This is a genomic window from Acinetobacter piscicola (assembly GCF_002233755.1).
Taxonomy (GTDB): Bacteria; Pseudomonadota; Gammaproteobacteria; order Pseudomonadales; family Moraxellaceae; genus Acinetobacter; species Acinetobacter piscicola.
In genome coordinates this window covers 112,970-137,289 of record NZ_KZ268706.1, presented here as the reverse complement: position 1 = coordinate 137,289, position 24,320 = coordinate 112,970, and the positions used below count along the sequence as shown (strand labels likewise).

General features: G+C 36.3%; 23 protein-coding genes. 15 read left to right on the top strand and 8 right to left on the bottom strand.

Annotated features, from left to right (window positions below):
- Positions 1-183: 183 nt before the first annotated feature.
- From CDA10_RS03235 to CDA10_RS03225, 3 genes are read right to left on the bottom strand one after another with little or no spacing between them, the layout of a single operon-like run.
- Positions 184-798, bottom strand: a complete 615-nt coding sequence (locus tag CDA10_RS03235) for an OB-fold-containig protein (protein ID WP_089604075.1) — start codon at positions 796-798, stop codon at positions 184-186.
- A gap of 40 nt (positions 799-838) precedes the next feature.
- A complete protein-coding gene (locus CDA10_RS03230; RefSeq protein ID WP_089604114.1) occupies positions 839-1,147 on the bottom strand; it encodes a Rieske (2Fe-2S) protein in 309 nt (102 codons plus the stop codon).
- An 18-nt stretch (positions 1,148-1,165) separates the two neighbouring features.
- Positions 1,166-2,170, bottom strand: coding sequence for an adenosine kinase (locus CDA10_RS03225; RefSeq protein WP_089604113.1), 1,005 nt, complete (start codon positions 2,168-2,170; stop codon positions 1,166-1,168).
- Positions 2,171-2,284: 114 nt separating this feature from the next.
- On the opposite strand from CDA10_RS03225, the gene CDA10_RS03220 reads away from it, so the two are divergent.
- From CDA10_RS03220 to CDA10_RS03195, 6 genes are all read left to right on the top strand, one after another.
- On the top strand, positions 2,285-2,752 hold the full coding sequence (locus CDA10_RS03220) for a GNAT family N-acetyltransferase (protein ID WP_089604112.1): 468 nt from the start codon (positions 2,285-2,287) through the stop codon (positions 2,750-2,752).
- 316 nt (positions 2,753-3,068) lie between these two features.
- Positions 3,069-3,344: a hypothetical protein gene (locus CDA10_RS03215; protein ID WP_089604074.1), complete on the top strand. Its 276-nt coding sequence runs from the start codon at positions 3,069-3,071 to the stop codon at positions 3,342-3,344.
- 177 nt (positions 3,345-3,521) lie between these two features.
- Entirely contained in the window at positions 3,522-4,049 is a 528-nt protein-coding gene (locus CDA10_RS16975) for a hypothetical protein (protein ID WP_228704589.1), read from the top strand.
- Positions 4,050-4,106: 57 nt separating this feature from the next.
- Positions 4,107-4,895, top strand: coding sequence for a COG4705 family protein (locus CDA10_RS03205; RefSeq protein ID WP_089604073.1), 789 nt, complete (start codon positions 4,107-4,109; stop codon positions 4,893-4,895).
- Between the two features lie 247 nt (positions 4,896-5,142).
- Positions 5,143-8,091: an insulinase family protein gene (locus CDA10_RS03200; RefSeq protein ID WP_089604072.1), complete on the top strand. Its 2,949-nt coding sequence runs from the start codon at positions 5,143-5,145 to the stop codon at positions 8,089-8,091.
- A 17-nt stretch (positions 8,092-8,108) separates the two neighbouring features.
- Positions 8,109-9,257, top strand: coding sequence for a phospholipase A (locus tag CDA10_RS03195; protein WP_089604071.1), 1,149 nt, complete (start codon positions 8,109-8,111; stop codon positions 9,255-9,257).
- Positions 9,258-9,364: 107 nt separating this feature from the next.
- On the opposite strand, the gene CDA10_RS03190 is transcribed toward CDA10_RS03195, so the two are convergent.
- Both CDA10_RS03190 and CDA10_RS03185 read right to left on the bottom strand, forming a co-directional pair.
- The gene (locus CDA10_RS03190) at positions 9,365-10,717 is read right to left on the bottom strand and encodes a TrkH family potassium uptake protein (protein WP_089604070.1); all 1,353 of its coding nucleotides are present in this window, start codon (positions 10,715-10,717) and stop codon (positions 9,365-9,367) included.
- A gap of 9 nt (positions 10,718-10,726) precedes the next feature.
- Complete coding sequence (locus CDA10_RS03185; RefSeq protein ID WP_089604069.1) at positions 10,727-11,377, bottom strand: potassium channel family protein; 651 nt, start codon at positions 11,375-11,377, stop codon at positions 10,727-10,729.
- A gap of 241 nt (positions 11,378-11,618) precedes the next feature.
- Here CDA10_RS03185 and CDA10_RS03180 point away from each other — a divergent pair, with 241 nt between their 5' ends.
- Together CDA10_RS03180 and CDA10_RS03175 are read left to right on the top strand one after the other, a co-directional pair.
- Positions 11,619-12,164 (top strand): hypothetical protein, encoded by a 546-nt coding sequence (locus CDA10_RS03180; protein ID WP_089604068.1) that lies wholly within the window; start codon positions 11,619-11,621, stop codon positions 12,162-12,164.
- A 63-nt stretch (positions 12,165-12,227) separates the two neighbouring features.
- On the top strand, positions 12,228-12,824 hold the full coding sequence (locus CDA10_RS03175; protein WP_089604067.1) for a hypothetical protein: 597 nt from the start codon (positions 12,228-12,230) through the stop codon (positions 12,822-12,824).
- A 72-nt stretch (positions 12,825-12,896) separates the two neighbouring features.
- On the opposite strand, the gene ilvA is transcribed toward CDA10_RS03175, so the two are convergent.
- Positions 12,897-14,435, bottom strand: a complete 1,539-nt coding sequence (gene ilvA / locus CDA10_RS03170) for a threonine ammonia-lyase, biosynthetic (RefSeq protein WP_089604066.1) — start codon at positions 14,433-14,435, stop codon at positions 12,897-12,899.
- A gap of 115 nt (positions 14,436-14,550) precedes the next feature.
- On the opposite strand from ilvA, the gene rpiA reads away from it, so the two are divergent.
- Together rpiA and CDA10_RS03160 are read left to right on the top strand one after the other, a co-directional pair.
- Positions 14,551-15,222, top strand: a complete 672-nt coding sequence (rpiA, locus tag CDA10_RS03165; RefSeq protein WP_089604065.1) for a ribose-5-phosphate isomerase RpiA — start codon at positions 14,551-14,553, stop codon at positions 15,220-15,222.
- 143 nt (positions 15,223-15,365) lie between these two features.
- The gene (locus tag CDA10_RS03160; protein WP_089604064.1) at positions 15,366-16,046 is read left to right on the top strand and encodes a YgjP family zinc-dependent metalloprotease; all 681 of its coding nucleotides are present in this window, start codon (positions 15,366-15,368) and stop codon (positions 16,044-16,046) included.
- Positions 16,047-16,346: 300 nt separating this feature from the next.
- Here the strand turns inward: CDA10_RS03160 and CDA10_RS03155 are convergent, their stop codons facing one another.
- Together CDA10_RS03155 and CDA10_RS03150 are read right to left on the bottom strand one after the other, a co-directional pair.
- On the bottom strand, positions 16,347-17,162 hold the full coding sequence (locus CDA10_RS03155) for an alpha/beta fold hydrolase (RefSeq protein WP_089604063.1): 816 nt from the start codon (positions 17,160-17,162) through the stop codon (positions 16,347-16,349).
- A gap of 4 nt (positions 17,163-17,166) precedes the next feature.
- Positions 17,167-17,919, bottom strand: a complete 753-nt coding sequence (locus tag CDA10_RS03150; protein WP_089604062.1) for an HD domain-containing protein — start codon at positions 17,917-17,919, stop codon at positions 17,167-17,169.
- Between the two features lie 490 nt (positions 17,920-18,409).
- On the opposite strand from CDA10_RS03150, the gene CDA10_RS03145 reads away from it, so the two are divergent.
- From CDA10_RS03145 to clpA, 5 genes are all read left to right on the top strand, one after another.
- Positions 18,410-19,519, top strand: a complete 1,110-nt coding sequence (locus CDA10_RS03145) for a GGDEF domain-containing protein (RefSeq protein ID WP_089604110.1) — start codon at positions 18,410-18,412, stop codon at positions 19,517-19,519.
- A 119-nt stretch (positions 19,520-19,638) separates the two neighbouring features.
- Positions 19,639-20,688, top strand: coding sequence for an N-acetyl-gamma-glutamyl-phosphate reductase (gene argC / locus CDA10_RS03140; protein ID WP_089604061.1), 1,050 nt, complete (start codon positions 19,639-19,641; stop codon positions 20,686-20,688).
- Between the two features lie 79 nt (positions 20,689-20,767).
- Positions 20,768-21,517 carry a DUF6776 family protein gene (locus tag CDA10_RS03135; RefSeq protein ID WP_089604060.1) on the top strand — a complete coding sequence of 250 codons (750 nt, stop codon included), beginning with the start codon at positions 20,768-20,770 and terminating at the stop codon, positions 21,515-21,517.
- Positions 21,518-21,535: 18 nt separating this feature from the next.
- Positions 21,536-21,952: an ATP-dependent Clp protease adapter ClpS gene (gene clpS, locus CDA10_RS03130; protein ID WP_089604059.1), complete on the top strand. Its 417-nt coding sequence runs from the start codon at positions 21,536-21,538 to the stop codon at positions 21,950-21,952.
- A 9-nt stretch (positions 21,953-21,961) separates the two neighbouring features.
- Positions 21,962-24,238 (top strand): ATP-dependent Clp protease ATP-binding subunit ClpA, encoded by a 2,277-nt coding sequence (gene clpA / locus CDA10_RS03125; protein WP_089604058.1) that lies wholly within the window; start codon positions 21,962-21,964, stop codon positions 24,236-24,238.
- Positions 24,239-24,320 lie beyond the last annotated feature (82 nt).

Here is a 24,320-nt window from a genome sequence, read left to right as displayed (position 1 = left end):
GAAACATGTAAAAATATGATCAAGATACGTTTAAATTTAAGCGCTAATATGATAATAACTTGAGTTTTAATAGTGACTTAAAGATAAAAAGAGCAGGGTGCAATTTACTTATTTTGAGAGTGTGATGAGCATTTTATAGCACATGAAAATAATCATGTGCGTGTTATTTTTCAAATTATAGTATTAAAAATTTTCAGAACTGAATAAATGATTTGAGATCGAGATTTTCTTTGCAATATAGTGTGATTTTCGGAAGCGGATCAAAATAATTTGTGATTGAAACTCTAACTCGCCAAATTCAGGCTCTACTTGTACATAATGTAATTGCCCATATTCATCTCGAACCCGTGCTTGTGCGGAAAACCCTGGACGAGCATTTCCACTAGATACGGTGGCTAAACGCCCAAGCAGATTTACTTGATTTGTGATGACTTTGGGTTTAATCACCTGATCCAAGCAATGGATCATGAAGACGGTAAAGAATATTGCGATCACTAAAGCAGGTAAGATGACGTAATACCAAGCGACAAAGTGTTGTTGCGTGGCAAACATGACCAATTGAAGAAAATAACCAGCGAAACTAAAATTAATTAATAAGAATACAAAAATCAATACTTTGGAAAACTTCACTTGTACCAGTGGAGATACAATTAACCAATGTGGGGAGATTTTTTTTAAAAAGGTACTTGGGCGTATTCCGATATAATATCCCGCGGTTTCTGCCATGCTGAGCAGAAATAGCGCCACCACAGAAATGTGAAACGGCATTAATTCAGATTCTGATAAGAATTCCAACATGACAGTCCTTTGGTTTATTGATTATTTAAAATAATTTAAATTAATCAATGATATAAATACCACCATCCGAGTGAACAGCGATATTTACTTTTTCAAGTTTATCACCCATACATGGCCCTGAAATACATTCACCTGATTCAACCTCAAACAGTGCACCGTGTGTAGAACACTGAATATATTCACCATCTTGATCTAAGAATTGATTTTCTAAAAACTCAAGTTCAGTCTGTAAATGCGGGCATACATTTTGGTAAGCATAGAATGCACCATCACGTTGGGTAATAAAAATAGTATCGCCCGTCATTGTGTCAAAAGCACGTGCTGTGCGCTCTTGAATTTCTTCTGTCATTGCAATTTTTTCAGACATTTATGCACATTCCTTTTTGAATGTTTCAAGTAAATTGGCATATTCTGCAATTTCTAAACGAGGGCCGAATTTAGAAACCACTTCACTTGAAATAAGAATAGCAAGCTGTGCCGCAGTTTGTAAATTTTCACCTTGATTTAAGGCATATAAGAATGCACCTGAAAATGCATCACCGGCACCATTTGCATCGACAGCAATGACTTTACGTCCTTGTACATGAAAGTGCTGTTCTTGGTTTGAAACAATGGCACCTTTTGCGCTTAATGTAATGACAACTTCATTGCTCAGTAATTTCAATTTTGCCAATGCAGCTTCAACTGAATCTGTTTTTGTATACATCATGGCTTCATGTTCATTACAGAAGATTAAGTCTACACCATCATCAATCATCTCATCTAAGCCAGTACGTGCGTACTGAACCATTGCAGGATCAGATAAAGTCAGTGCGATTTTTACATTATTTTCACGTGCAATTTGACGCGCTTGTTTTACTGCCGCACGTGCAGAATCGCTGGACGATAAATAACCTTCAATATAAAGCCATTGTGCTGTTTTTAATGGTTCGAAATCCATTTGAACATCTGAAAGTTCAGCAGTAATGCCTAAGTAAGTATGCATGGTACGTTCAGAATCATCGCTGACCAAAACCATGCAAGTGCCAGTTACACCTTCACTGATTGATTTTGCAGAGGTTTGAATACCTGCTTCAGTTAGACCATTGAGGTAAATTGTACCTAAATCATCATTCCCTACACGACATGCATAAAAAGCAGGAGCACCGAGTGCGCTGAATGCAACAGTTGTATTGGCAGCTGAACCACCTGAAGCTTGTCCCTTATAAATTTGGCTTGCTTTTAAATTATTGTAAAGTTGGGCCTGAGTTTCACCATCGGTCAATTGCATGGTGCCTTTTTGCAAATTTTGTTCGGTTAAGAACGTATCAGATACTTTAAATTCTTGGTCAATGAGTGCATTACCAATTGCAAAAAGGTCAACTGTAGCCATGTTTTTCATCACATCTAACATTAAAAACACAAAGTTTACACCAATGCTCAGCTTAGCAGTAGTTTGTTGAATAAATTTCAATTACATTTGTCATATAAATGCATTGGAGGTTGTGTGGGTATTTTAATTCAACAGGTAGATCAATTACCTTCGCAGATTCAAGATTTGGTTGTTGCTTCAGAAAAAGAAGGCTTCCATTTCATTCAAAAACTTGTTGATGAGTTTCAGCAAGGCACAAATCAATTTAATCGTCATGGTGAGTTTTTACTGGTTGCCTTTGATGGGCCAAAACTTGTTGCCTGTGGTGGGTTAAATATTCAGATGAGTGATGATGAGGAAGCCAATAAAGCTGAAGCAAAATATAAAATTGGTCGAGTACGCCGTTTTTATGTATTACCTGAATATCGCAGGTTTGGATTGGCGAGGAAGTTGTTACAAGAACTTGAGAAAAGGGCAAAACCTAATTTTTCAGCTTTGTGTTTATTTACAGGTACTAAAGTTGCTGCACAGTTTTATCAAAAGCAGAATTATGTATTTGTAGAAAATCATTCAAATTATAATTACTTTAAGTATTTGATTTAGTTTTAAATGATGAGAAAAGTTACTGAAATATTTTAAAAACTAGTGTGATATGACGGTTTTATCGAATTTTGTTAAATTATTCTTGTCTAAAACCGTCTTAATTGAGACATCATAATATTTTAAATTTAAAGGACGGTTGGAATTGAATGAATTGTCTGAAAGGTTATTCGTTAAAATACTAGAAATGTTTGAAATATTGGATAGTTAAGTTTGCACTAAAAAGTAAACATGTATTTAGAGCCAAACTTAAGAGGGTTGAAGAATTGTTGAGAGAGTCTCAGATAATGAATGATTGGAAATTTAAGTGATAGAATTTATGGATAATAACTTAGAAAATGATACTGTAGTTATATGTTGTGAGCATGTTTTTCATAAAATCCGAAAAATTCGTTATGTTGTTCATATTGATAATGATTGGCAGTTCTTATGTGGCTATGATGATGTTGAAATTGATAATATTCACCATGTAGGTTATGGGCATTTAAAAATAGGAGAACCAACTCTAGTTCAAATTGAAAAACTCCCAGAAGGATACTTTGCATTTAAAAATGCTTCTGATCCAAAATGGAGTATTGGTAAGATTCAAGATTGATATGGTATTGAAATTAAAAATATTTGAAATAGTATTAGGTTTAATTTTATTATCTTTTGAGATAGACGAGATAAGTTGACAAATTTAACTTACAGACAAATGGATCAAACCTATTTTTTATGTTTTTATAATTCATAAAATGTGAATTTCAATTCTAAGTGGAAAGAGAACAAGTACATGCATATATTGAAATCACCTTTAAATATAACTGAATTTAATAAAATTAAAGATTTTTTTAAAGAAAATAAAGAATTAATGATTTTAAGTGAAAATTATAGTGATCTTAATGATTTTATTGAAAAAATTCCTGAATTCAATGAGCTAATAAGAAATCTGAATGATGTAGAAAAAAATAAAGCTTGGTTCTATCTATATGACTTAGCAAAGAATGAATCCTTTGGAAAGACTGAAAGTGATTCTATACGTAAAAAAGAATCTTGGTTTAATTCGGGAAAAATACAGTTTTTTATTGGTATTGGTTTTATTTCTATCATTTTGTTAATAATTTTTTCTTATTTGAAGAACTGGGACAGTGGAAAAACTGCAACAAAATTATCTCAATATGATCAATGTGTTGTACAAGGCATTCAATATTATAAGGATATAGGTTCATACCCAATGTTGAAAACAGAAAATATTTCTGCAGACTTAAAGGTACAAAAAAATTGTATGAATAGTGTGGTTGCTTTTGGTTCAGTAAATTGATTTTAATTTTGCTTTAAGACTAGAAACGCATGATGTAAATCATCTCAATAATAAGTCATGGCTGAACTGATCATGAAGCAAACACAGCTCTCTGAATTAGTCTCGAAAGTTCCCCAAGTTACACTGTTATTTTGGATCACTAAAATTTTTGCCACGACCTTTGGTGAAACGGCAGGTGATGCAGTTTCAATGTCTTTAAATCTCGGCTATTTACTCAGTACATTTATTTTTGCTTTTGTATTTATCCTCTTTGTATTTTTTCAAATTCGTACCAAAACTTATCATCCTTATTTGTATTGGTTTACGATTATTGCCAGTACCACAGTCGGGACAACTTTAGCCGATTTTGTCGATCGTTCCTTAGGAATAGGATATTTAGGTGGAAGTACTTTATTACTGAGTTTAGTCGTTTTGTCTCTATTTACTTGGCGCAAAGTTGAAGGCTCAATTTCACCTCATGTTCAGCAACCTCGAGCTGAAATTTTCTATTGGTTAACCATTACTTTTTCTCAAACATTGGGTACAGCTTTAGGCGATTGGTCATCTGATACAGCAGGTCTAGGTTATACGGGGGGAATCATGTTGTACGTGATCTTGCTCGGTATTGTTATTGGGTTGTATTTCTTCACTAATTTATCTCGCATTTTACTTTTTTGGACAGCTTTTGTACTCACTCGTCCTCTCGGTGCAGTCGTGGGTGATTTTCTAGATAAACCATTAGATCACGGTGGTTTAGCATTAAGTCGCTTTGTGGCTTCAGCTGTTTTACTGGTTGCTATTTTGCTTTGTATTTATATTGATAATCGTAGGAAAAAGAATCTGAATTTGGAATTAAATAAGGTGTAATGTTGTATTTAGACAAGCTTATTTCTCTACTTTTTTAGTCATTTTTATCGTGATGATCATGATTTTGATCATCACTTTTTTATTCTGCTTTGACAAATTTATACAAACTTAGATTTTTATATCAATTTATTGATGTTTCGTATAATCCTGACTAAATGAATAAGAATTAGTGATAAGAATGAATCGCATTTATTTAACTTTGGGTTATACTTAAAAGCATAGATAAATATTTAATTTTGGAGATCGCATGACTGTAGATGTGACTGAAACCTTAGCCCAAACTGTTCATCCTGCGTTTCAGTTGGTACGTCAACACCATGTTGAAGCTTTAGACATTTTAGTTTCAGAATATAAGCACAAAGTTACAGGTGCAGTGCACTATCACTTAGCAACAGATCACGATGAAAATGTTTTCTTGGTTGCTTTTCGTACGCAGCCTATGGATTCCAAAGGTGAAGCACATATTTTAGAACACACCGCATTATGTGGTTCTGAAAAATTCCCTGTGCGTGATCCGTTCTTTTTGATGATTCGCCGTTCATTAAACACGTTTATGAATGCATTTACAGCAGCGGATTGGACAGCATATCCATTTGCGACACAGAACAAAAAAGACTTCCAAAACCTACTTGAAGTGTATATGGATGCAGCATTTGCAGCCAATTTGAATTCTTTGGATTTCGCACAAGAAGGTATTCGTATTGAGTTGGAAAATGATGAGCCTGTGTATAAAGGCGTGGTATTTAATGAAATGAAAGGGGCAATGAGTTCTCCTTCAGATCAGCTTTATCATCAATTAGCGCATCACTTATTCCCTAAAACAACGTATCACTACAATTCAGGTGGTGATCCTAAAGATATTCCAGATTTAACTTACGAAGAGTTAGTGACTTTCTATAAGTCACATTATCATCCAAGTAATGCGGTATTTATGACCTTTGGTGATGAGTCAGCATATAACTTACAAGAACAGTTTGAAAAATTAGCACTGTCTAAGTTTACAAAAGGTGAAACGCTTTATTCTAAAGCTGAGCAGCGTTTAACTGCGCCGATTGAAGTACAAGAAACGTATGCGGTTGATGCAGAAGACTTAAAAGATAAGACGTATCACATCCTTTCATGGCTATTGCCTCAAACCAGTGATGTGAAATTACGTTTAGGTATGCGTTTGGTTGAAGGCATTCTATTAGAGGACTCGGCTTCACCATTACGTCATTACTTGGAAACATGTGGTTATGCGCAATCTACAGGCCCAATCATGGGTGTAGATGATTCAAACTATGAAATGACCTTCTATTGTGGTGTACAAGGTTCAAACCCTGAACACGCAGCAGAGTTTAAAAATGGTGTCTTGAACATTCTTCAAGATGTTGCTTCTAAACCTGTAGATACAGACATGGTTGATGCGATTTTGCATCAAATTGAATTGCATCAGCGTGAAATTGGTGGTGATGGTACGCCTTATGGTTTAACGCTTATTTTGAATGGTTTAGGCAGTGCAATCCATCACAATGACCCAATTCATACTTGGGATGTCGATAGCGCTATGGCCAGTGTGAAGGAAGAACTGAAAGATCCAATGTGGTTGTCGAATTTAATACAGACCCATTTATTGGACAATCCGCATCGTGTGCAAATGACTTTAGTACCAGATGCAACTAAGTCGGCAAAAGAAGCTGAAGACGAAAAAGCACGTTTGGCGAAAATTGGTGAAGCATTAACAGAAGCGGATAAAGCTGAAATTATTGCGCAAACTGAAGCCTTAAAAGTTCGTCAAGAAACACCAGATGATTTGTCTTTATTGCCGAAAGTAGGTTTAGAAGATATTCCTGCGGAACTTGCGATTGTACAAGGTCAATTGCGTGAGATTATTTCTAATGGTTTAGATACGCCGTTAAATCTGTATCATGCAGGAACCAATGGTATTTATTATCAACAAGTTTTAATCCAAATTCCTGACCAAATTGTAAAGTCTCCATATTTCAACCTGTTATCTATTCTCATGGGTGAAGTTGGTGCAGGGCAGTACGATTATTTAGAATTACAACAATTACAAACTGCCGTAAGTGGTGGTTTGGGAATGGGTGCATCTTTACGTTCAAAAACCGATGATAAAGGTCAAATCAGTGCATGGTTAACCCTTACAACCAAATCATTAACAAATAAATTTGATGCAATTCAATTGTTAAAACTCGCTTTTGAGCAATTACGTTTTGATGAAAAAGACCGAATTATCGAGCTTTTACAACAACGTAAAACACGTTGGGCATCTCGTTTATCTGGGTCAGGGCATAGTTATGCGATGCAAATCGCTTCACGTAATATGAGTGCTTTGGCAAAACGTGATTATGACAGTACAGGGCTGGGTGCGCTGAACTGGTTAGGCGATCTCGTTGAAAAAATCGAACAAGATGATGTTGCTTATAATGCGTTAATTGACGAGTTGAAAGCCATTCATCGTGGTTTGATGCTTGCACCAAAACAATTCTTATTGGTCTGTGAAGAACATCATTCAGATCGTTTAGTTGAAGAAGTTCAGACCGTTTGGGATAAACTTGCAGTCGACAAATCACCTGTTTATTTAACTGAAGTTGAATTTGATGAAGCGAATTCACAAAACTTAGATCAAGCTTGGCTCATTCAAGCCAATGTTCAGTTCTGTGCGTCAGCATATCAAGCGGTAGATGTTGCACATCCTGATGCAGCGCCATTGATGGCACTTGCAGGCTATTTACGTAATGGCTTCTTACACAGCGCGATTCGTGAAAAAGGTGGCGCTTATGGTGGTGGTGCGAGCTATGACGGCAATGCTTGCTCATTCCGTTTCTACAGTTATCGTGACCCACGTCTTGCAGAAACATTTGAAGATTTTGAAGCAAGTGTAGATTGGTTGTTGAATAAAGAACAGCATGCTTATCAGCTTGAAGAAGCGATTTTGGGTCTTGTTTCAAGTATGGATAAACCGGGTTCGCCAGCAGGTGAGGCAATTACGGCATGTTATGCTTTGCTTCATGGACGAACACCTGCGTTTAGAAAGCAATTACGTGAACGTTTATTAAACGTTACTATGGATGATCTTAAGCGTGTTGCGCAAACCTACTTGGTTGAACAAAAACCAGTGAAAGCAGTGGTTGCGCCAGTTGCGAAAAAAGAAGTTTTAGAAAAGCTAGGTTTTGAAATTAAAAAAGTGAATTAAATAGACTGGAGAGTTTTATGTCGTTCAAAAGTTTTGAACGTACATCATTGAATCTGAGCACCCTTATGGTGCTCAGTTTTAGTTTGGTGGAGGTTGCACAAGCAGATGATGCGACACTGATTAGCCCTGCAAGTACACAAGCATGTGTGGCATTAGAATCTAATGCAGATCGTTTGGCGTGTTATGACAAAATTTTCAAGACACCAAGTGAACCTGCTCCCGTGATCGTTTCGGAGCAACGTGCTGCGCAAGAAATTGAAATTCAGAAAAATGAACCAATTACGTTAACAGAGAAGATCGGACAAAAAGCAGAAACTGTTTTTGCTATTCATGGCGATAAAATTGATCCAAATACCTCTTTATTGGATAAACGTTGGGAACTCTCTCAAGACAGTAAATTAGGAACGTGGAATATTCGTGCGCACCAACCTGTTTATTTGTTGCCCGCATTTTGGACGACAGAAAAGAATTCATTTCCACACAGTCCAAATCCTCAAAACGATGTTGAAGAAGATCAAAACTTAAAATCAATGGAAGCCAAATTCCAAATTTCATTAAAAACCAAAGCGGTTGAAAATGTTTTTGGTAAAAATGGTGATCTTTGGTTAGGCTATACTCAGTCTTCTCGTTGGCAAGTTTATAATGCAGACGAATCACGTCCTTTCCGTGAAACCAATTATGAACCTGAAGCAAGTTTGATGTTCCGCACCAACTATAATTTGTTGGGACTCAACGGGCGACTTTTAGGTCTTACTTTAAATCACCAATCTAACGGACGTTCAGATCCACTTTCAAGAAGTTGGAATCGCGTTATGTTGAATCTTGGTTTTGAAAAAGATAACTTTGCCTTGATGTTGCGTCCTTGGTATCGTATGGAAGAAGATTTTAAAGACGATAACAACCCAGACATTAAAAATTATATGGGTCGTGGTGACATGACTGCATTTTATCGTTGGAATGATCATGATTTTTCATTGATGTTACGCCATTCTCTTAAAGGTGGTGATGACTCTCATGGCGCAGTTCAATTTGATTGGGCATTTCCAATTAAAGGAAAACTTCGAGGTAATTTCCAAATTTTTGATGGTTATGGCGAAAGTTTGATTGATTATAATCACCGTGCGACCTATGTCGGTTTAGGCGTATCTTTGATGAATTGGTATTGATTATTTCGAATAGTTGATCATTCAAACTCGTGAATAAACCGTTGTAGATAAACCCTCACTTTGAAGCAAGTGAGGGTTTATTGTTTTTGAATTTATCTTTTAATCTTTTAACCGATTTGAATTTCTGTTGTTGGACGGCTGACTCGACTCTTATTTGGTGTTGCAATGAGATAGGCCAAGGTTAAAGGCCCTAAACGACCTGCGAACATTAAAAACATTAAGGCGACTAAACTGCCGGGTTGCAGATCTTCAGTGACTCCACGTGATAGACCAACAGTGCAAGCAGCAGAAACAGCTTCAAATAATAAATCTAAGAATTTTTTATTGGGTTCTAAAATCAACAAGGTGAAAAAGCCAATTAAAATCAGCAATGATGTAATGGCAATCACCGCAAGTGCTTTAAATGTTGCTTGATGTGAAACTGAACGACCGAAAACAGTAATTTCATCTGAACGCTTTAGAAAAGTGATCACACTTAAGATCATAATAATAAATGTGCCGACTTTAATTCCACCAGCAGTACTTAAAGAACCACCACCAATGAACATCAGAACCATAGTCACTAAAGTTGAAGCATTGCTCATATTACCCACTTCTAAGCTGTTAAAACCTGAAGAGCGGGGTACAGTCGCATGGAACCATGCATTCAAAGCTTGATCACCTACAGACATTGGTGCAAGTGTTAGCGGATTAGATGCTTCTATTAACCAAATGACAATAAAGGCAAATAGGTTGAGTCCTGCAATGGTCGAAAGAATGAGTTTGCTGTTGGTTGAAAGCTTTTTCCAGCGTTTTGCTCGCTTAATATCCATAAGCACGACAAAACCAATACCGCCAATAATATAGAGCATACTGATGGTAAAGGTGACCATGTATTGATCTGAGAAGCTCATTAAACTATTGGGAAATAAAGAAAATCCACCATTATTAAACGCTGAAACACTGTAAAAGAGAGCGTAGAAAAAAGCATTATCAAGATCATAATGATGCGACCAAGCCATGGTTAAGATAGCTGTACCAATCGCTTCAAAAAATAATGAGTAAAGAAAAACACCTTTTACTGTAAATGTGGCTTTAGCTAAGCTGGTTTGTCCAATAGTTTCTTGCGCCATGATTTGCTGTTTAAGCCCAACTTTGGAAGATAGACTTAATGCTGCAAGAATAGCAAAGGTCATAAAGCCTAAACCGCCACATTGGATCAGTAACATGACAATGACTTGACCAAAGGTGGTAAAAGACTCACCAATATTGACCACAGAGAGCCCAGTAATGGTTACCGCAGAAGTCGCTGTGAAGAGTGCGTTTATCCATGTTAAATCGCCGTGATGGGCGAAAGGAAGCTTCAGCAACAATGTGCCGATAATGATGAAACTTAAAAAACCTAAAGCAAGTAAACTCGGTGGACTGAGATTAATACGATTATGTTTTTTATCAACCAGTTCATTTTTAGATAAACGCATAGATTACAACTATAAAAACCGTATTGAAAATTGTCTTAACATTTCTACAGGACCTTCAAGAATTAAAATATCTTTTTCCTGTAAAATGGTTCCAGGCGCAACCTCATAGAGTACATGAGAGCCACGTTGTAACATTAAAGTTTTAATTTCAGGTGAGTTTTCCATGACTGTTTGAAATTGAGCGCCTTGCAAATTTGCAGCGATCTCAATTTTAACGATATAGCGATCATTGTTCAGCGCCATATAACGTCGTACCATCGGATAACTTAGAGATTGTGCAACCCGTATCCCCATATCCTCTTCAGGATGGATGATTTTAGTAATGCCTAAATGCGACAAAATCATATGATGTGCTTTAGATTTTGCTTTGGCGTAGATTTTATCAATTCCTAAATTTTTTAAATGTAGGACACATAAAATACTGGCTTCAATATCTTCACCAATCGCAACCACTACAGCATCGCAGTTTTTAACATTAAGCTCTTCTAAAACGTGCTCATCTGTTGCATCTGCAATCACTGCATGGCTAATTTTATCTGCGATATTTTCAACATATTTTTTGAGGATATCTATCCCAATCACATCGTGATTTAAGTTGGTGAGTTCTAAAGCGGTCGCTTCTCCGAAACTCCCTAAACCGATAACAGCAAATAATGCCATAATCTAAAAAATCCTTATCATCATGCGAAACTCGCATTGATATCATCATATTTAATTTATACACATTTTATATTTAAACTATTCAGCAGCCAATCTGTAAAAGGACAATAAAATAGGCTAAATGTAAAAATAGTCATTTTTCTTGTCATATCTTGTCATAAATATTTAAAAAACCATAAATATACTTCATTTGAAGAGATGGATTTTCACTCTAAAACTTAGCTTAAGTTGAAGTATAAAAATGGATGATAAAAAAATTTTCAAAATACTCCAGCACTGGTTCCCAGAATTGCTGGAAAGAAAAATACCCAAAAAGAAAAAGCGTAAAGATTTTGAGGAGTTTTTAGGCTGGTTAGTTGCAGAAAAAGTGGTAAATCATTTACGTGCTTATGTAATGAAAATTGATCGGCATACTTTTCATGAAAATGAAATCGAGCGTAGTGCTATTTTTCAAGATCATCATTTAGATGCTCAGCATGTGCAGACCACAATTCGCCTACGAGCTAAACCGATCTTAGACCATTTCGAAAAACATAAAGCTGTTATTGGACGCTATTACAATGTACAAGATCAGGTCTTTGATATCGTTTTTGAAGAAATTTTAACAATATTGAAGATGCATAATTTTGAATTGCTTTTAATTTACGCAGATGATTATTATTGGTTAGCTGTTCCTAATCAAGACCATAAGATTGAAAAATTTTGTAAACATTTTAATAAACAATTCCATGATGAAGATATCACTATAGAACATTATGCTTTGTTTGATTGTTCGAGATCGACCTGAGGTTTGAAACATTAAGGCTTTTTAAAGTATAGTTTTGTTCTCTTTTTAAAAACTGAATAAACAATGGATGATAAAAAGATATATCAACACTTACAAGCATGGTTTCCAGAGTTGGAGTCGCTGAAAATTCCAAAGAAAAAATTTAGAAGGGATTTTGATACTTTCTATTATTGGCTATCTCCTAAAAATATAACAGAGCCTACGACTGAGGATGATCTTCAAGAATACAAATATCGTGGTTATTTTTTAAGTATTGATCGTGATCAACATTTTGATAATGGTATTGAGACTTGTGCATTATTTCAGGATTTAAGTGTGGATGTTGATGCAATCCAAAACAGGATTGAGTTAAGAACAGCGCCATTATTTGAACATTTTGAAAAATATAAAGATTTAATTGGTAATTTTTATGCTTTACGTAGCCATGTTTACGATATTGTTCTGGAAGAAATTTATAACGAGGTGAGAAAGCAGGGGTATCGAATGTTGTTGATTTACGCATCTGAACAGATTTGGATGGCTGTGCCAGATCAACCTAAAAAAATAGAACAATTTATTAAGTTATTTCGTAAGCAATTTATTGGATCGCATCCATCCATCGAATATTATGAACGATTTAAACCATTTAATTTGAGTAGTTTTTTGTCAGATGATGATTGATTGTTAAATTCAAAATACTTATATACATCAAGCTCTATTTGACAAGAGCTTGATGTGCATTGAAAGACAATTCTATTTCAAGAAACGCTGATAACCTAAGTTATTGGTAATTTCTGCATAAGGATAAGTAATACTTTCCAATGTTTCAATTAAACCATCAGGATTTTGTTTAGCATCAGTCGCTTCAAGACCAACCAATACACGACCTTCTGCCGCACCATGGTTACGGTAATGGAATAGGGTAATGTTATGTGTTGGCCCCAAACGTTCTAAGAACGTTAATAAAGCACCTGGACGCTCAGGGAATTCGACACGGAAAAGACGTTCATTTTCAATATCTGCATGACCACCAACGAGATAACGAATATGTAATTTCGCAACTTCATCATCAGATAGATCATCAACATCATAATGTAGCTTTAATGCTTCGTAGATATCGTGGCGCTCTTTTTCGCCCGCTTTTAAACTGATTCCAACAAATACTTGCGCTGCTGATGCATCACTCGCACGGTAGTTAAACTCAGTGATATTACGACCTTGTAAGGCACGACAGAAGTTAAGGAAAGAACCTTTTTCTTCAGGAATCGTGACTGCAAAAATAGCTTCTTTACGCTCACCCAGTTCTGTACGTTCAGCAATATAACGTAAACGATCGAAATTCATGTTTGCACCACAAACAATCGACACCATGTTTTTGCCAGAAAGTTCATGTTCAGCAACATATTTTTTGATCCCTGCTAAAGCCATCGCCCCTGAAGGTTCTACAATGCTACGACATTCATCATAAGTGTCTTTAATTGCGGCACAGATTTCATCGGTATTGACTAAAATAACCTCACGTTCAACGATAGGACCTGAGTTATCCGATTTTTGTAATTGAATCACTTCAAAAGGTTTTTCACCAATTTGCGCAACCGCTGTGCCGTCTGCAAATAAACCGACAGTCGGTAAAATCACACGTTCATTGGCTTCAAAAGCCGCTTTTAAACACGCAGATTCATCATATTCAACTGGAATAACTTTGACGTGTGGTGCAACATCGCCTAAGTAAGCAGCAACACCTGCAATTAAACCGCCGCCACCTACAGCGACGAAAACATATTCGACATCACGCCATTGACGTAAAATTTCATTGGCAATAGTACCTTGACCAGCCATGACCAATTCATCGTCATAAGGCGGAATAAAGCTCATGCCTTCATCTTTGGCACGTTGGATGGCGTATTTATTGGCAACATCAAAAGAATCGCCATGCAGTACCACTTCACCGCCTAAGCGTTTTACAGCTTGGACTTTAATATCAGGTGTGGTTTTTGGCATGACAATAATGGCACGAATTCCTAACTTTTGACCAGATAATGCCACGCCTTGAGCATGGTTACCCGCAGAAGCAGTAATAACGCCACGTTCCAACTGAGATTTCGGTAATTGACTGATGCGGTTATACGCACCACGCAGTTTGAAAGAAAAGACAGGTTGTAAGTCTTCGCGTTTAAAGCGAATGTTATTGTTTAGTTTTTCACTAATTCGTGGCGCTGCTTCGAGTGGGGTTTCGATTGCAACGTCATAGACGGTTGCCTGTAATATTTGTCGAACCAAACGAGACAGCATGTTAATTTTCCATCTAACAGTTTAAAATGAGCGATCATTGTAACAAACCGCTGTACATTTGCGTTTTAAAATTATGCAAAATGTGCAGGAAATTGAAATTTAATTGAGAGATGTCATGAGCCTTTATGCAACCCAAGATGAGAAAAAACAAGCAGCAGCCAAAGCCGCTTTAAAACACTTACCAAAAGGGGGCATTTTGGGAGTAGGTACTGGAAGTACTGTAAATTTCTTAATTGACCTTTTACCTGAATTACAACTGGAAGCTGCGGTTGCAAGTTCTGAAGCAACGGCACAACGTCTTAAAAAGCTTGGCATCGAAGTGGTTGATATGAACCATGTTGGTGGTTTGGATGCTTATGTTGATGGTGCTGATGAAATCGATCGTCATCTGCATATGATCAAAGGTGGTGGTGCTGCATTGACTCGTGAAAAAATTGTTGCATCTATTGCTAAAAAATTCGTTTGTATCGTTGATGATTCAAAATGGGTTGATCAGTTAGGTCGTGATTTCCCAGTACCAATTGAAGTGATTCCAATGGCACGTTCTGCTGTTGCGCGTAAAATTGTTTCTTTGGGTGGTGATCCTGCTTATCGTGAAGGCGTAGTCACCGACAATGGTAATGTGATTTTAGATGTTTTTAATTTGAATATTTTAAATGCATTAGAACTTGAAAAAACACTGAATGATATTCCGGGTGTAGTTTGTAACGGCATTTTCGCAATTCAAAAAGCGGATATTGCCATCGTTGCGACCAATAATGGTATTGAAGAGCGTACAGCGGTTTAACTATTTTTTAATCTCCCCAAACCCCTCTTTAAAAAGAGGGGCTTTCACTCCGTTAATTCATTTACAATGGAGCCTTCCCCTTTATGAAAGGTAAGGAATGAAATGACGCAAGGAGGGAGATTCTATGTGTAATTATAGAATAAATGATCTCAAACTTACCCGAAATACAAATTACGCATCATGCACGGGCAACACGTTTACGTTTACGTGTAGAACCTACGCAGATTCGTTTAACTGTGCCAAAATTTTGCTCAAAAAGGCAAATCCAAGATTTTCTCAGTCAGTCTGAACAATGGATGATTGAAACATGGCATAAACAACAAGAAAAAATCGTTCAAGTTGAGCGAACTTTGCCAACTGAATTAATGCTTTTTAATTTAGAACAACCTTTACAGCTCATTTATCAAACTCAAAAAAATTCTTATATTTATGATGAGAAAAATCATCAGCTTTTAGTCAGTGATCGTCAGCCTGAACAATACTTAAAAGCATTTGTGATCGCCTACGCAAAACACCATTTACCGATCTATTTAAAACAAGTCAGCCATGAGACTAGGTTAAAGTTTGGTGAATGTTCAGTTCGCCAACCTAAAACACGTTGGGGAAGCTGTACTTCACGGCATGATATTATGTTGAATAGTGCTTTGGTATTGCATGTGCTTGAAATTACACGTTATGTTTGTGTGCATGAGTTAGCACATACTCAACACTTTGATCATAGTGCTGCGTTTTGGGCAGAAGTTGAAAAGCATGATGGTAATTTTAAAAATCATCGGAAGATTTTAAAAAGTGGTGCAATGCCATGGTGGTGGATTGAAAAATAAACAACTTTTATAAAATCATATTATTTCGGTTAAAAGAAGGTTTAGTGATATATCCGCATAGCAAATGGGGCGAACGTGTAAAGGAGCTATATTTAAATTTACCAATTCAAAATAGTAATTATGTTGATATACAACAAACAGGTTCTAAAAAAGATTGGCAATTATGGGAGTTATGGATATAAAAAAGCCAACACGTACAAATTATAAAAATTGAAGAGGTGTTGGGCATATTACAAATTAGGCTAGAGCATAGTTAGGATGGCGTCAATATTTTATTACATGGACTTACAAAATGATTTTTCATGAATTCTTTACCCAATCCTTAATCACTTTCACTGCTTCCTCAGGTTGTTTAATCCATACAGCATGTTGGTTTCCTTTGAGCTGTTGTGATAAATCTACGGTTTCAATGTTCGGATGATTAAAATAACGACTTAAACCAAGCATTGAGCTCATTGGTGCGAAATTATCACCTTTTAAATGGATAAATAGAGCATTATTCTCAACGATTTTTTCATGTCCAATGATATGTTGATAATTTCCCGTAAAGACGACTTTTGACCAATCTCGCATCAGCGATTTAGTTTCACGATTTCCAAACGCAATTTTATAACCTGCAAAATAGCCATCTTTTAAAATCATGGCATTAATCACAGTGACAGCTTTTAAAATATTTATTTTACCTTTTAAGTCCCAATTTTTTAGACCAATGTTTCCAGTTGCAACACCAATCACTTTATTTGCATGGTTTTGAGCATAAAGTGTTGCTAAATGTCCTCCTAAACTATGACCGAATAAAATAGGCGTGTGCGTATTTAAATCAAAAGCAATTTGTTCAAGTTGAGGAATAAAATCATTGAGTAAATCCGCATAGTTATAATCAATATCGGCTGAAACCAGCGGAAGATTACGACCACAATTTGGATAATCTGCCACAACAACATTAAGATCATTTTGCTTTAACGATGCAATTAACTTTTCGTATTTACTGATTGCTACACCCAGTGCAGCAAGCAGAATAATACTCTGTTTATTTTCAGGATTTGAGTGAATATCAACAAGGATCGGTTGTTGGTTAAAATGAATCGTTCTTTGAGTGAACGTGTTATGGATCATTTGATCATTCCTTAAAAATATTCATTCGAATCATTAAAGGTAATCCGACTTGTAGCGTAAGTGCAGTACGAGATTTAGGATTTCTTTGAGCTTCAATTTTGATCAATTTTCGCATTTCTGTATTAAAATTAAAGCGCGGATATTCTGCTAAAACCTCATCTTTAAAAGCTGTTGAGAACGTTGATAAATCTGTACCAATAACATCACAAGAAGTAGCCTTTTGTAAAAGTATGACTTCTTTCGAAAGATTTTGATCATTTTCATTTAAATAGCCATTCAAATGCATGCAAATTGCTTCTGAAATATTGTCTGTTTTTTCTTTTGGATAGTGATGTTTTGAGCATAAGTTTTCTGCACGTAAAGCACTTTCGAAAGTAAAACATTGACAGGAATATTGTTCTAAATGCTCAACTAAACCCAAATCATGCATCAAACTAGCGACTGCAAAACTTTCCTCATCAATTTGCCATTTTTTTGAATCAGCCATTGCGAGTCCCCAAATATAGGTTCGCCACGAATGGTTGATGATTGCTTTAGAATCAGTGTGTTCTAATTCCGTTATTGCTTCTTTTACAATCGCTGTATCTGGAATTTTGAAATCTGTCAGTTTGAGTTGTATTGGATTAGCACCGGGTTTTAAAAAAGTTTTGCCATAGCCTAAAACAGCAGGTAATAGTACGGCTCTAATCATTTGTGTTTTTTCTTTAAAGCTTAATTTTCCGTTACTTAAGCTCATCCACTCTCTAGATCCAATCATTTTATTTATTCCTGTTTTATTTTTTAGAGTAATTACTCTAAAATATTATGCATGGAATTTTATTAAATACAAGATGGCTTTATCTGTATTTTAATGGTCTATTTTATTACAGCTAATTGGGGTGTAATTGGGGAGTTAATAAAAATTTAGAGATTAACCCTAAAGATTTATGGCTTAATTGTTTTCGCTACTGAATTTGTTAGCTTCATGTTTTGAACTGTAGAGTCAGAAAGAATGATGGAAATGATAAAAATTATTGGAAAATCTTTAACGTAGAATAAACGTATTATTGGTGGTTTTATGAATAAAGTTTTAATTTAATCACAAAAAAAATGAGTTTTTTTTAAGCATAAACTAAAGCTAAATTGGAAAAATGCTTTAAACTTCACGGCTTAAAGTAAACACTCTCTCATTTAGCCAAAAGATATCAGACGTGGATTTTGCAGATACTCACTATTTTTTATTAATTGTTCCTATCTGCTTGATATTGATGGGCGGTTTATTCTTTATTTGTTATTTTTTCTTTAAAGCACCAGCTTATTTATTTTGGTTAGGCCTTGGATATGTTGTGCCTTCTTTTGCCTTAGCTGCGCAAAGTTTTTTATCGAATGACATGCTAACGTTATGTGCACCATGTTTAGGGGCAATGTATTTATTTGGCGCGTGGGCGAGTGCGTATGCAATGGCTTTAAGAAAAAATGCCAATGCACATTCTAAACTCGCTTTTGTCTTGATTTTCTCTGCAGTATCGTTTTTAACTTATTATTCTTTGTTCAATGATCAGCTTTGGGTGCGAATGTTGGTTTTGAATCTGACGATTGCAATCGTTGAATCTCTGGTTCTTTTTTCTATTTTTAAAAATTATAAACAAACTGATTTATTAAATAAAATTGTTGATTATTCTTATTTACTGATCGTGTTATACGGCTTTGTACGTGGATTAATTATTTTCATATTTTTAAAGAATATTGAAATGCATATGTTAGTCACTTCCGTTTGGTGGTTAATGATGTTGGCTGCCAGTATTTTATCGAGTTTATGGTTTGCAATTGTTTTATTGGGGACATTGGTTCGGGATATTGTGGCTAAATTAAATGATGAGCGTTCAAGAGATCCTTTAACACATCTATTGAATCGGCGCGGGTTTTATGATGCTGTAAAGTTAAAATTTTCACAATCACCACAAAAGAAATGCTTTTTAGTCATGTGTGATGTAGATCATTTTAAAAAAATTAACGATACATATGGCCATTCAACAGGGGATCAAGTTTTACAGCAGATTGGACAGATGATCAGTAAAAACATAGGTGAAAATGATTTAGCAGGGCGTTTCGGCGGTGAAGAGTTTATTATTTTAATACAAGTTGAACAGATAGAAGCTGCTTATAATTGTGTTGAAAGAGTACGTATCGCAATCGAAAATGAGCAATTTTCTGCTCAAAAAATATCACTAACAGCAAGCTTTGGGTTAACACCATTGCAGCAACGTAATCTGTTAAAAAGTATAGATATTGCTGATAAATTATTATACGACGCAAAACGCGCAGGCAGGAATCGGACTGTTTTAAATCAACAAAAACCGAGACTAGCGAGTTATTGAGTTTAATTTTGATCGTGCACAAAATATCGTAAAACCCAAGCAAAATAGTTTGGAAAAATCAAACTTCCTGTCATACTACAGCCTCACAAAATGGATACTTTTGAATTGAGGTGAAGAACGTGATTTCAGTTGGAATTGTCGGTGGAACAGGTTATACAGGCGTTGAATTGTTGCGTCTTTTACTACGACATCCAAATGTTCAAGTCAATGTACTGACCTCACGTACAGAAGATGGCCGCCGTGTAGATGATATGTTCCCGAGTTTACGTGGTCATACAGAGCTTAAATACTCAGATTTAAACATCAACGAATTAAAAAAATGTGATGTCGTATTCTTTGCCACACCGCATGGCGTTGCGATGCAACATGCACAAGATCTGTTAGCTGCAAATACCAAAGTAATTGATCTCGCAGCAGATTTTCGCTTACAAGATTTAGAACAGTTTGAAAAATGGTATGGTATGCAACATACCTGTCCTGACATTTTAAAACAATCCGCTTATGGTTTATCAGAACTGAATCGTGACAAAATTAAAAATGCAAATGTAGTCGGTAATCCTGGTTGTTATCCAACAACAGTACAATTGGGCTTAGCACCATTATTTAAACATGCTGAAACATTGGTTAAACCTGAAAGTATTATTATTGATGCAAAATCAGGTGTTTCTGGTGCGGGTCGTAAAGCCAGTTTAGGTATGATCTATTCTGAAAATGCAGATAATTTTAAAGCCTATGGTGTGTCTGGACATCGTCATCATCCTGAGATTGTTGAAGCATTAGAAAATATTTCAGGTCAAAAAGGTGTGTTTGACCATATTGTTTTTGTACCGCATTTGGTACCGATGATTCGTGGCATGCTCAGCACAATTTATATCGATTTAACAGATATAGGTGCTGCGTTAGATTTACAAAGTATCTATGAGCAATTTTATGCCAATGAAACTTTCGTCGATGTCATGCCAGCAAATAGTTCGCCTGAAACGCGTTCAGTACGCGGTTCGAACCAGTTGCGTATTGCATTGTATAAACCACAGCCGAATAAATTGATTGTTTTATCTGTTCAAGATAACTTGGTGAAAGGCGCAGCAGGGCAAGCTGTACAAAATATGAATTTAATGTTTGGTTTTTCTGAAGATGCTGGCTTGCTGGGCATTGGATTATTACCATAAGAAACGCTTTATAACTTCACACACATTTAACTTTGCGGTTAAATGTGTGTTTTGATTTTATCAATAATCAGAGATGACGATGCAGAACACAGAAACCAATACCACGTCACAACCTACTCAGACAGTTAAAAAATCTTTTATACAAGAGAATATGCCATTGCTTGTGGGTGGTGTTGTACTTTGTTTAGGGAGCTCTCTTTTAGGTTATACGGTCGGACATCGCCAAGGGCTGACAGCCGTTGGTTATGATGCGGATGCTGAGCAATTGGTCGAAGTTGTGAAGCAACAAAAAGCAAGCTTAAGTAATTTAAATAAAAATTTGAATGCGGCAGTGCAAGAACGTGATGTTGCTGTTTCTAATTCAAATGATTTATTAGAAGCTTTGAATAAAGCCAATGCGGAAAAAACGCAAAGTGATGTAACAGGATTAATTTATCGTGATGTTTTAAAACAGCGTGGTGGACTAAGCCTGACAGTTCAAAATCTAGCGGTAAAGTCATTACCTGAAAATGCTTATGAATACCAAGTGGATTTAATTCAAGTGAGCCCAAGCAATAGACGTGCAACGGGTACTGTTGAAATTCGCCTCATCAGTGGAACAGAAGTACTTACCGTACCAATGGAGGACGCTAACTATAATTTTGCAGATTATGAGCGTCTGACAGGTCGTTGGGCAATGCCGAAAGGGTTTAATCCACAATTCATTGAAATTCGTTTAAATGGGGCAACACCTGTGATTAAGCGTTTTGCATGGTCACGTGGACAAGCTGTTGAAAATACAGCTGCATTTGCTGCTGAAGTTCCACAAGCTGAAGCAAATTCTCAATAATTTATGTATCTAAATATTATGCGAAGTATAAAGCGTCAAATCAGCCTCAATGAAGTCAAGTCATCATTCCAAGATTCAGGCTATGTCGATTGGCATTTGAACACACGTATGAGTAATACTGACGATCCTGACCATGGGCAAGATGATGTTGCAGTGCAAACAGCGCCGCCTGAAGTTAAGCGACCACCGATGTATGCTGTCGTTTTAATGAACGATGACTATACGCCAATGGACTTTGTTATTGAAATTTTACAACAATACTTTGCTTTGAATCTTGACCAAGCTACTCAAGTAATGTTAACAGTACATTATGAAGGTAAGGGTGAAGCTGGAGTGTATCCGCGAGACATTGCAGAAACGAAAGCTAACCAGGTAAATAACTACGCTCGATCACAAGGTCATCCGCTACTTTGTCAGATTGAGCCAAAAGAATAAGGGGGTTTCATGCTCAGTCGTCAATTAGAGGTTTCACTACGTTTGGCTGTTAGCATGGCTCGTCAAAAGAGACATGAGTTTCTTACAGTTGAACATTTATTGTTGGCTTTGCTTGATAATGATTCTGCCGTGAATGCATTGAAAGCATGCGGTGCTGAAATTATAAGCTTACGTAAAGAGTTGGAAGAATATGTTGAGCAACATACACCTAAATTAGGTGAAAACAGCGATCAAGCTCCGCATCCAACTGAAAGTTTTGACCGTATTTTGCAACGTGCCATTTTCCATGTTCAATCGAGTGGTGGCGATCGTACTGTTGAAGGTGCAGACGTACTGGTTGCAATGTATTCTGAGCGAGATTCATTTGCAGTCTATTTACTTAAACGTCATCAAATCAACCGTTTGACTTTGACACAATATTTGTCACATGGCGCACGTAAAGAAGAAATTCAAGTTGAAGAAGAATCTGATGATTTAGATGGTGAATCAAGTTCTTCTGCAAATGCAGGTCCTTTAGAGCTTTATACGCTTAACTTGAATATAGAAGCGCAAAAAGGCAAAACAGACCCTTTAATTGGTCGTGAAAAAGAAATTGAACGTGCTGCACAAATTTTATGCCGCCGCCGTAAAAATAATCCACTTTTAGTCGGTGATCCAGGGGTCGGAAAAACCTCCATTGCAGAAGGTTTAGCTTGGCTCATTGTGAATGGTAAAGCACCTAAACCACTAGAAAATGCTGAAGTTTTTAGCCTTGATATTGGTGCATTGGTTGCAGGTACAAAATACCGTGGTGATTTTGAAAAGCGTTTAAAACAACTTTTAAATGCATTGAAAAAGAAACCAGAAGCGATTTTGTTTATTGATGAAATTCATATGATTATTGGTGCTGGCTCAAGTATGGGCAGTACGATGGATGCATCAAACTTAATTAAACCTGCTTTGGCAAATGGAACATTACGTTGCATCGGTTCTACGACATTCCAAGAATATCGCCAAGTCTTTGAAAAAGATCATGCATTGTCACGCCGTTTTCAAAAGATCGATGTGAATGAACCTTCAATTTCAGAAACCATTGATATTCTTCGTGGTTTAAAAGTGAAGTTCGAAGAATTCCATCATGTTAAATATGATGATATGGCTTTAATTTCAGCAGTTGAATTGTCTGCTAAATTTATCAACGATCGTTTTTTACCTGATAAAGCCATCGATGTAATTGATGAAGCTGGTGCACAACGCCGCTTAAAAGCAGAGCAAGATGATACGCTGATTACAGTTGAAAATATCGAAGATATCGTGTCTAAAATTGCACGAATTCCGCCGAAAACTGTATCTAAAGACGATAAATCTGTACTTGAATATCTTGAGCGTGATCTTAAACGTGTGGTATTTGGTCAAGATGAAGCGATTACAGCGCTTGCTTCTGCAATTAAATTGTCACGTGCAGGCTTGAAATCACCAGATAAACCAGTAGGTAGTTTTGTTTTTGCAGGACCTACAGGGGTCGGTAAAACTGAAGTCACCAAACAATTGGCTAAACAGTTAGGTGTAGAGCTTGTACGTTTTGATATGTCAGAATATATGGAACGTCATGCAGTTTCTCGTTTGATTGGTGCGCCTCCAGGCTATGTCGGTTATGATCAAGGTGGTTTACTGACAGATGCGATTCACAAAAATCCGCACTGCGTTTTGTTACTCGATGAAATTGAAAAAGCGCATCCAGACGTTTTTAACTTGTTATTGCAAGTCATGGATCATGGTGCTTTAACGGATAATAATGGACGTAAGTCAGACTTCCGTAATGTGATTATTGTCTTAACCACCAATATTGGTGCTGAAAGCATTTCACGTACCAGTATCGGTTTTACTGAACAAGACAATAGCAATGATAATCAAGAAGCAATGAAACGTGCTTTTGCACCTGAGTTCCGTAACCGTTTGGATGGCGTGATTCAGTTTAAAGCATTGCAAACATCTGTTATTGAATCTGTTGTTGATAAATTCTTGACCGAATTACAAGCTCAGCTTGATGAGAAGAAAGTTGTTCTAGAAGTAGATCAAAGTGCACGTGATTGGATGGCTGAAAATGGCTACGATCGTTTAATGGGTGCACGTCCAATGCAACGTTTGATTCAAGAACACTTGAAGAAACCACTTGCTGAAATGATTCTATTCGGTGAATTGGCAGATCATGGTGGTAATGTGGCAGTATCTGTTAAGAAAGAAAATGGTAAAGCTGTAGGGCTTACATTGGAAGTGTTTGAAGACCAAACTGCAGAACCTGCTTAAGACGTTATGATTTGCTGAACAAAGATAACCCGTGTTTACACGGGTTTTTCTATATATGATGTTTTTAATTTATTATTTTAGA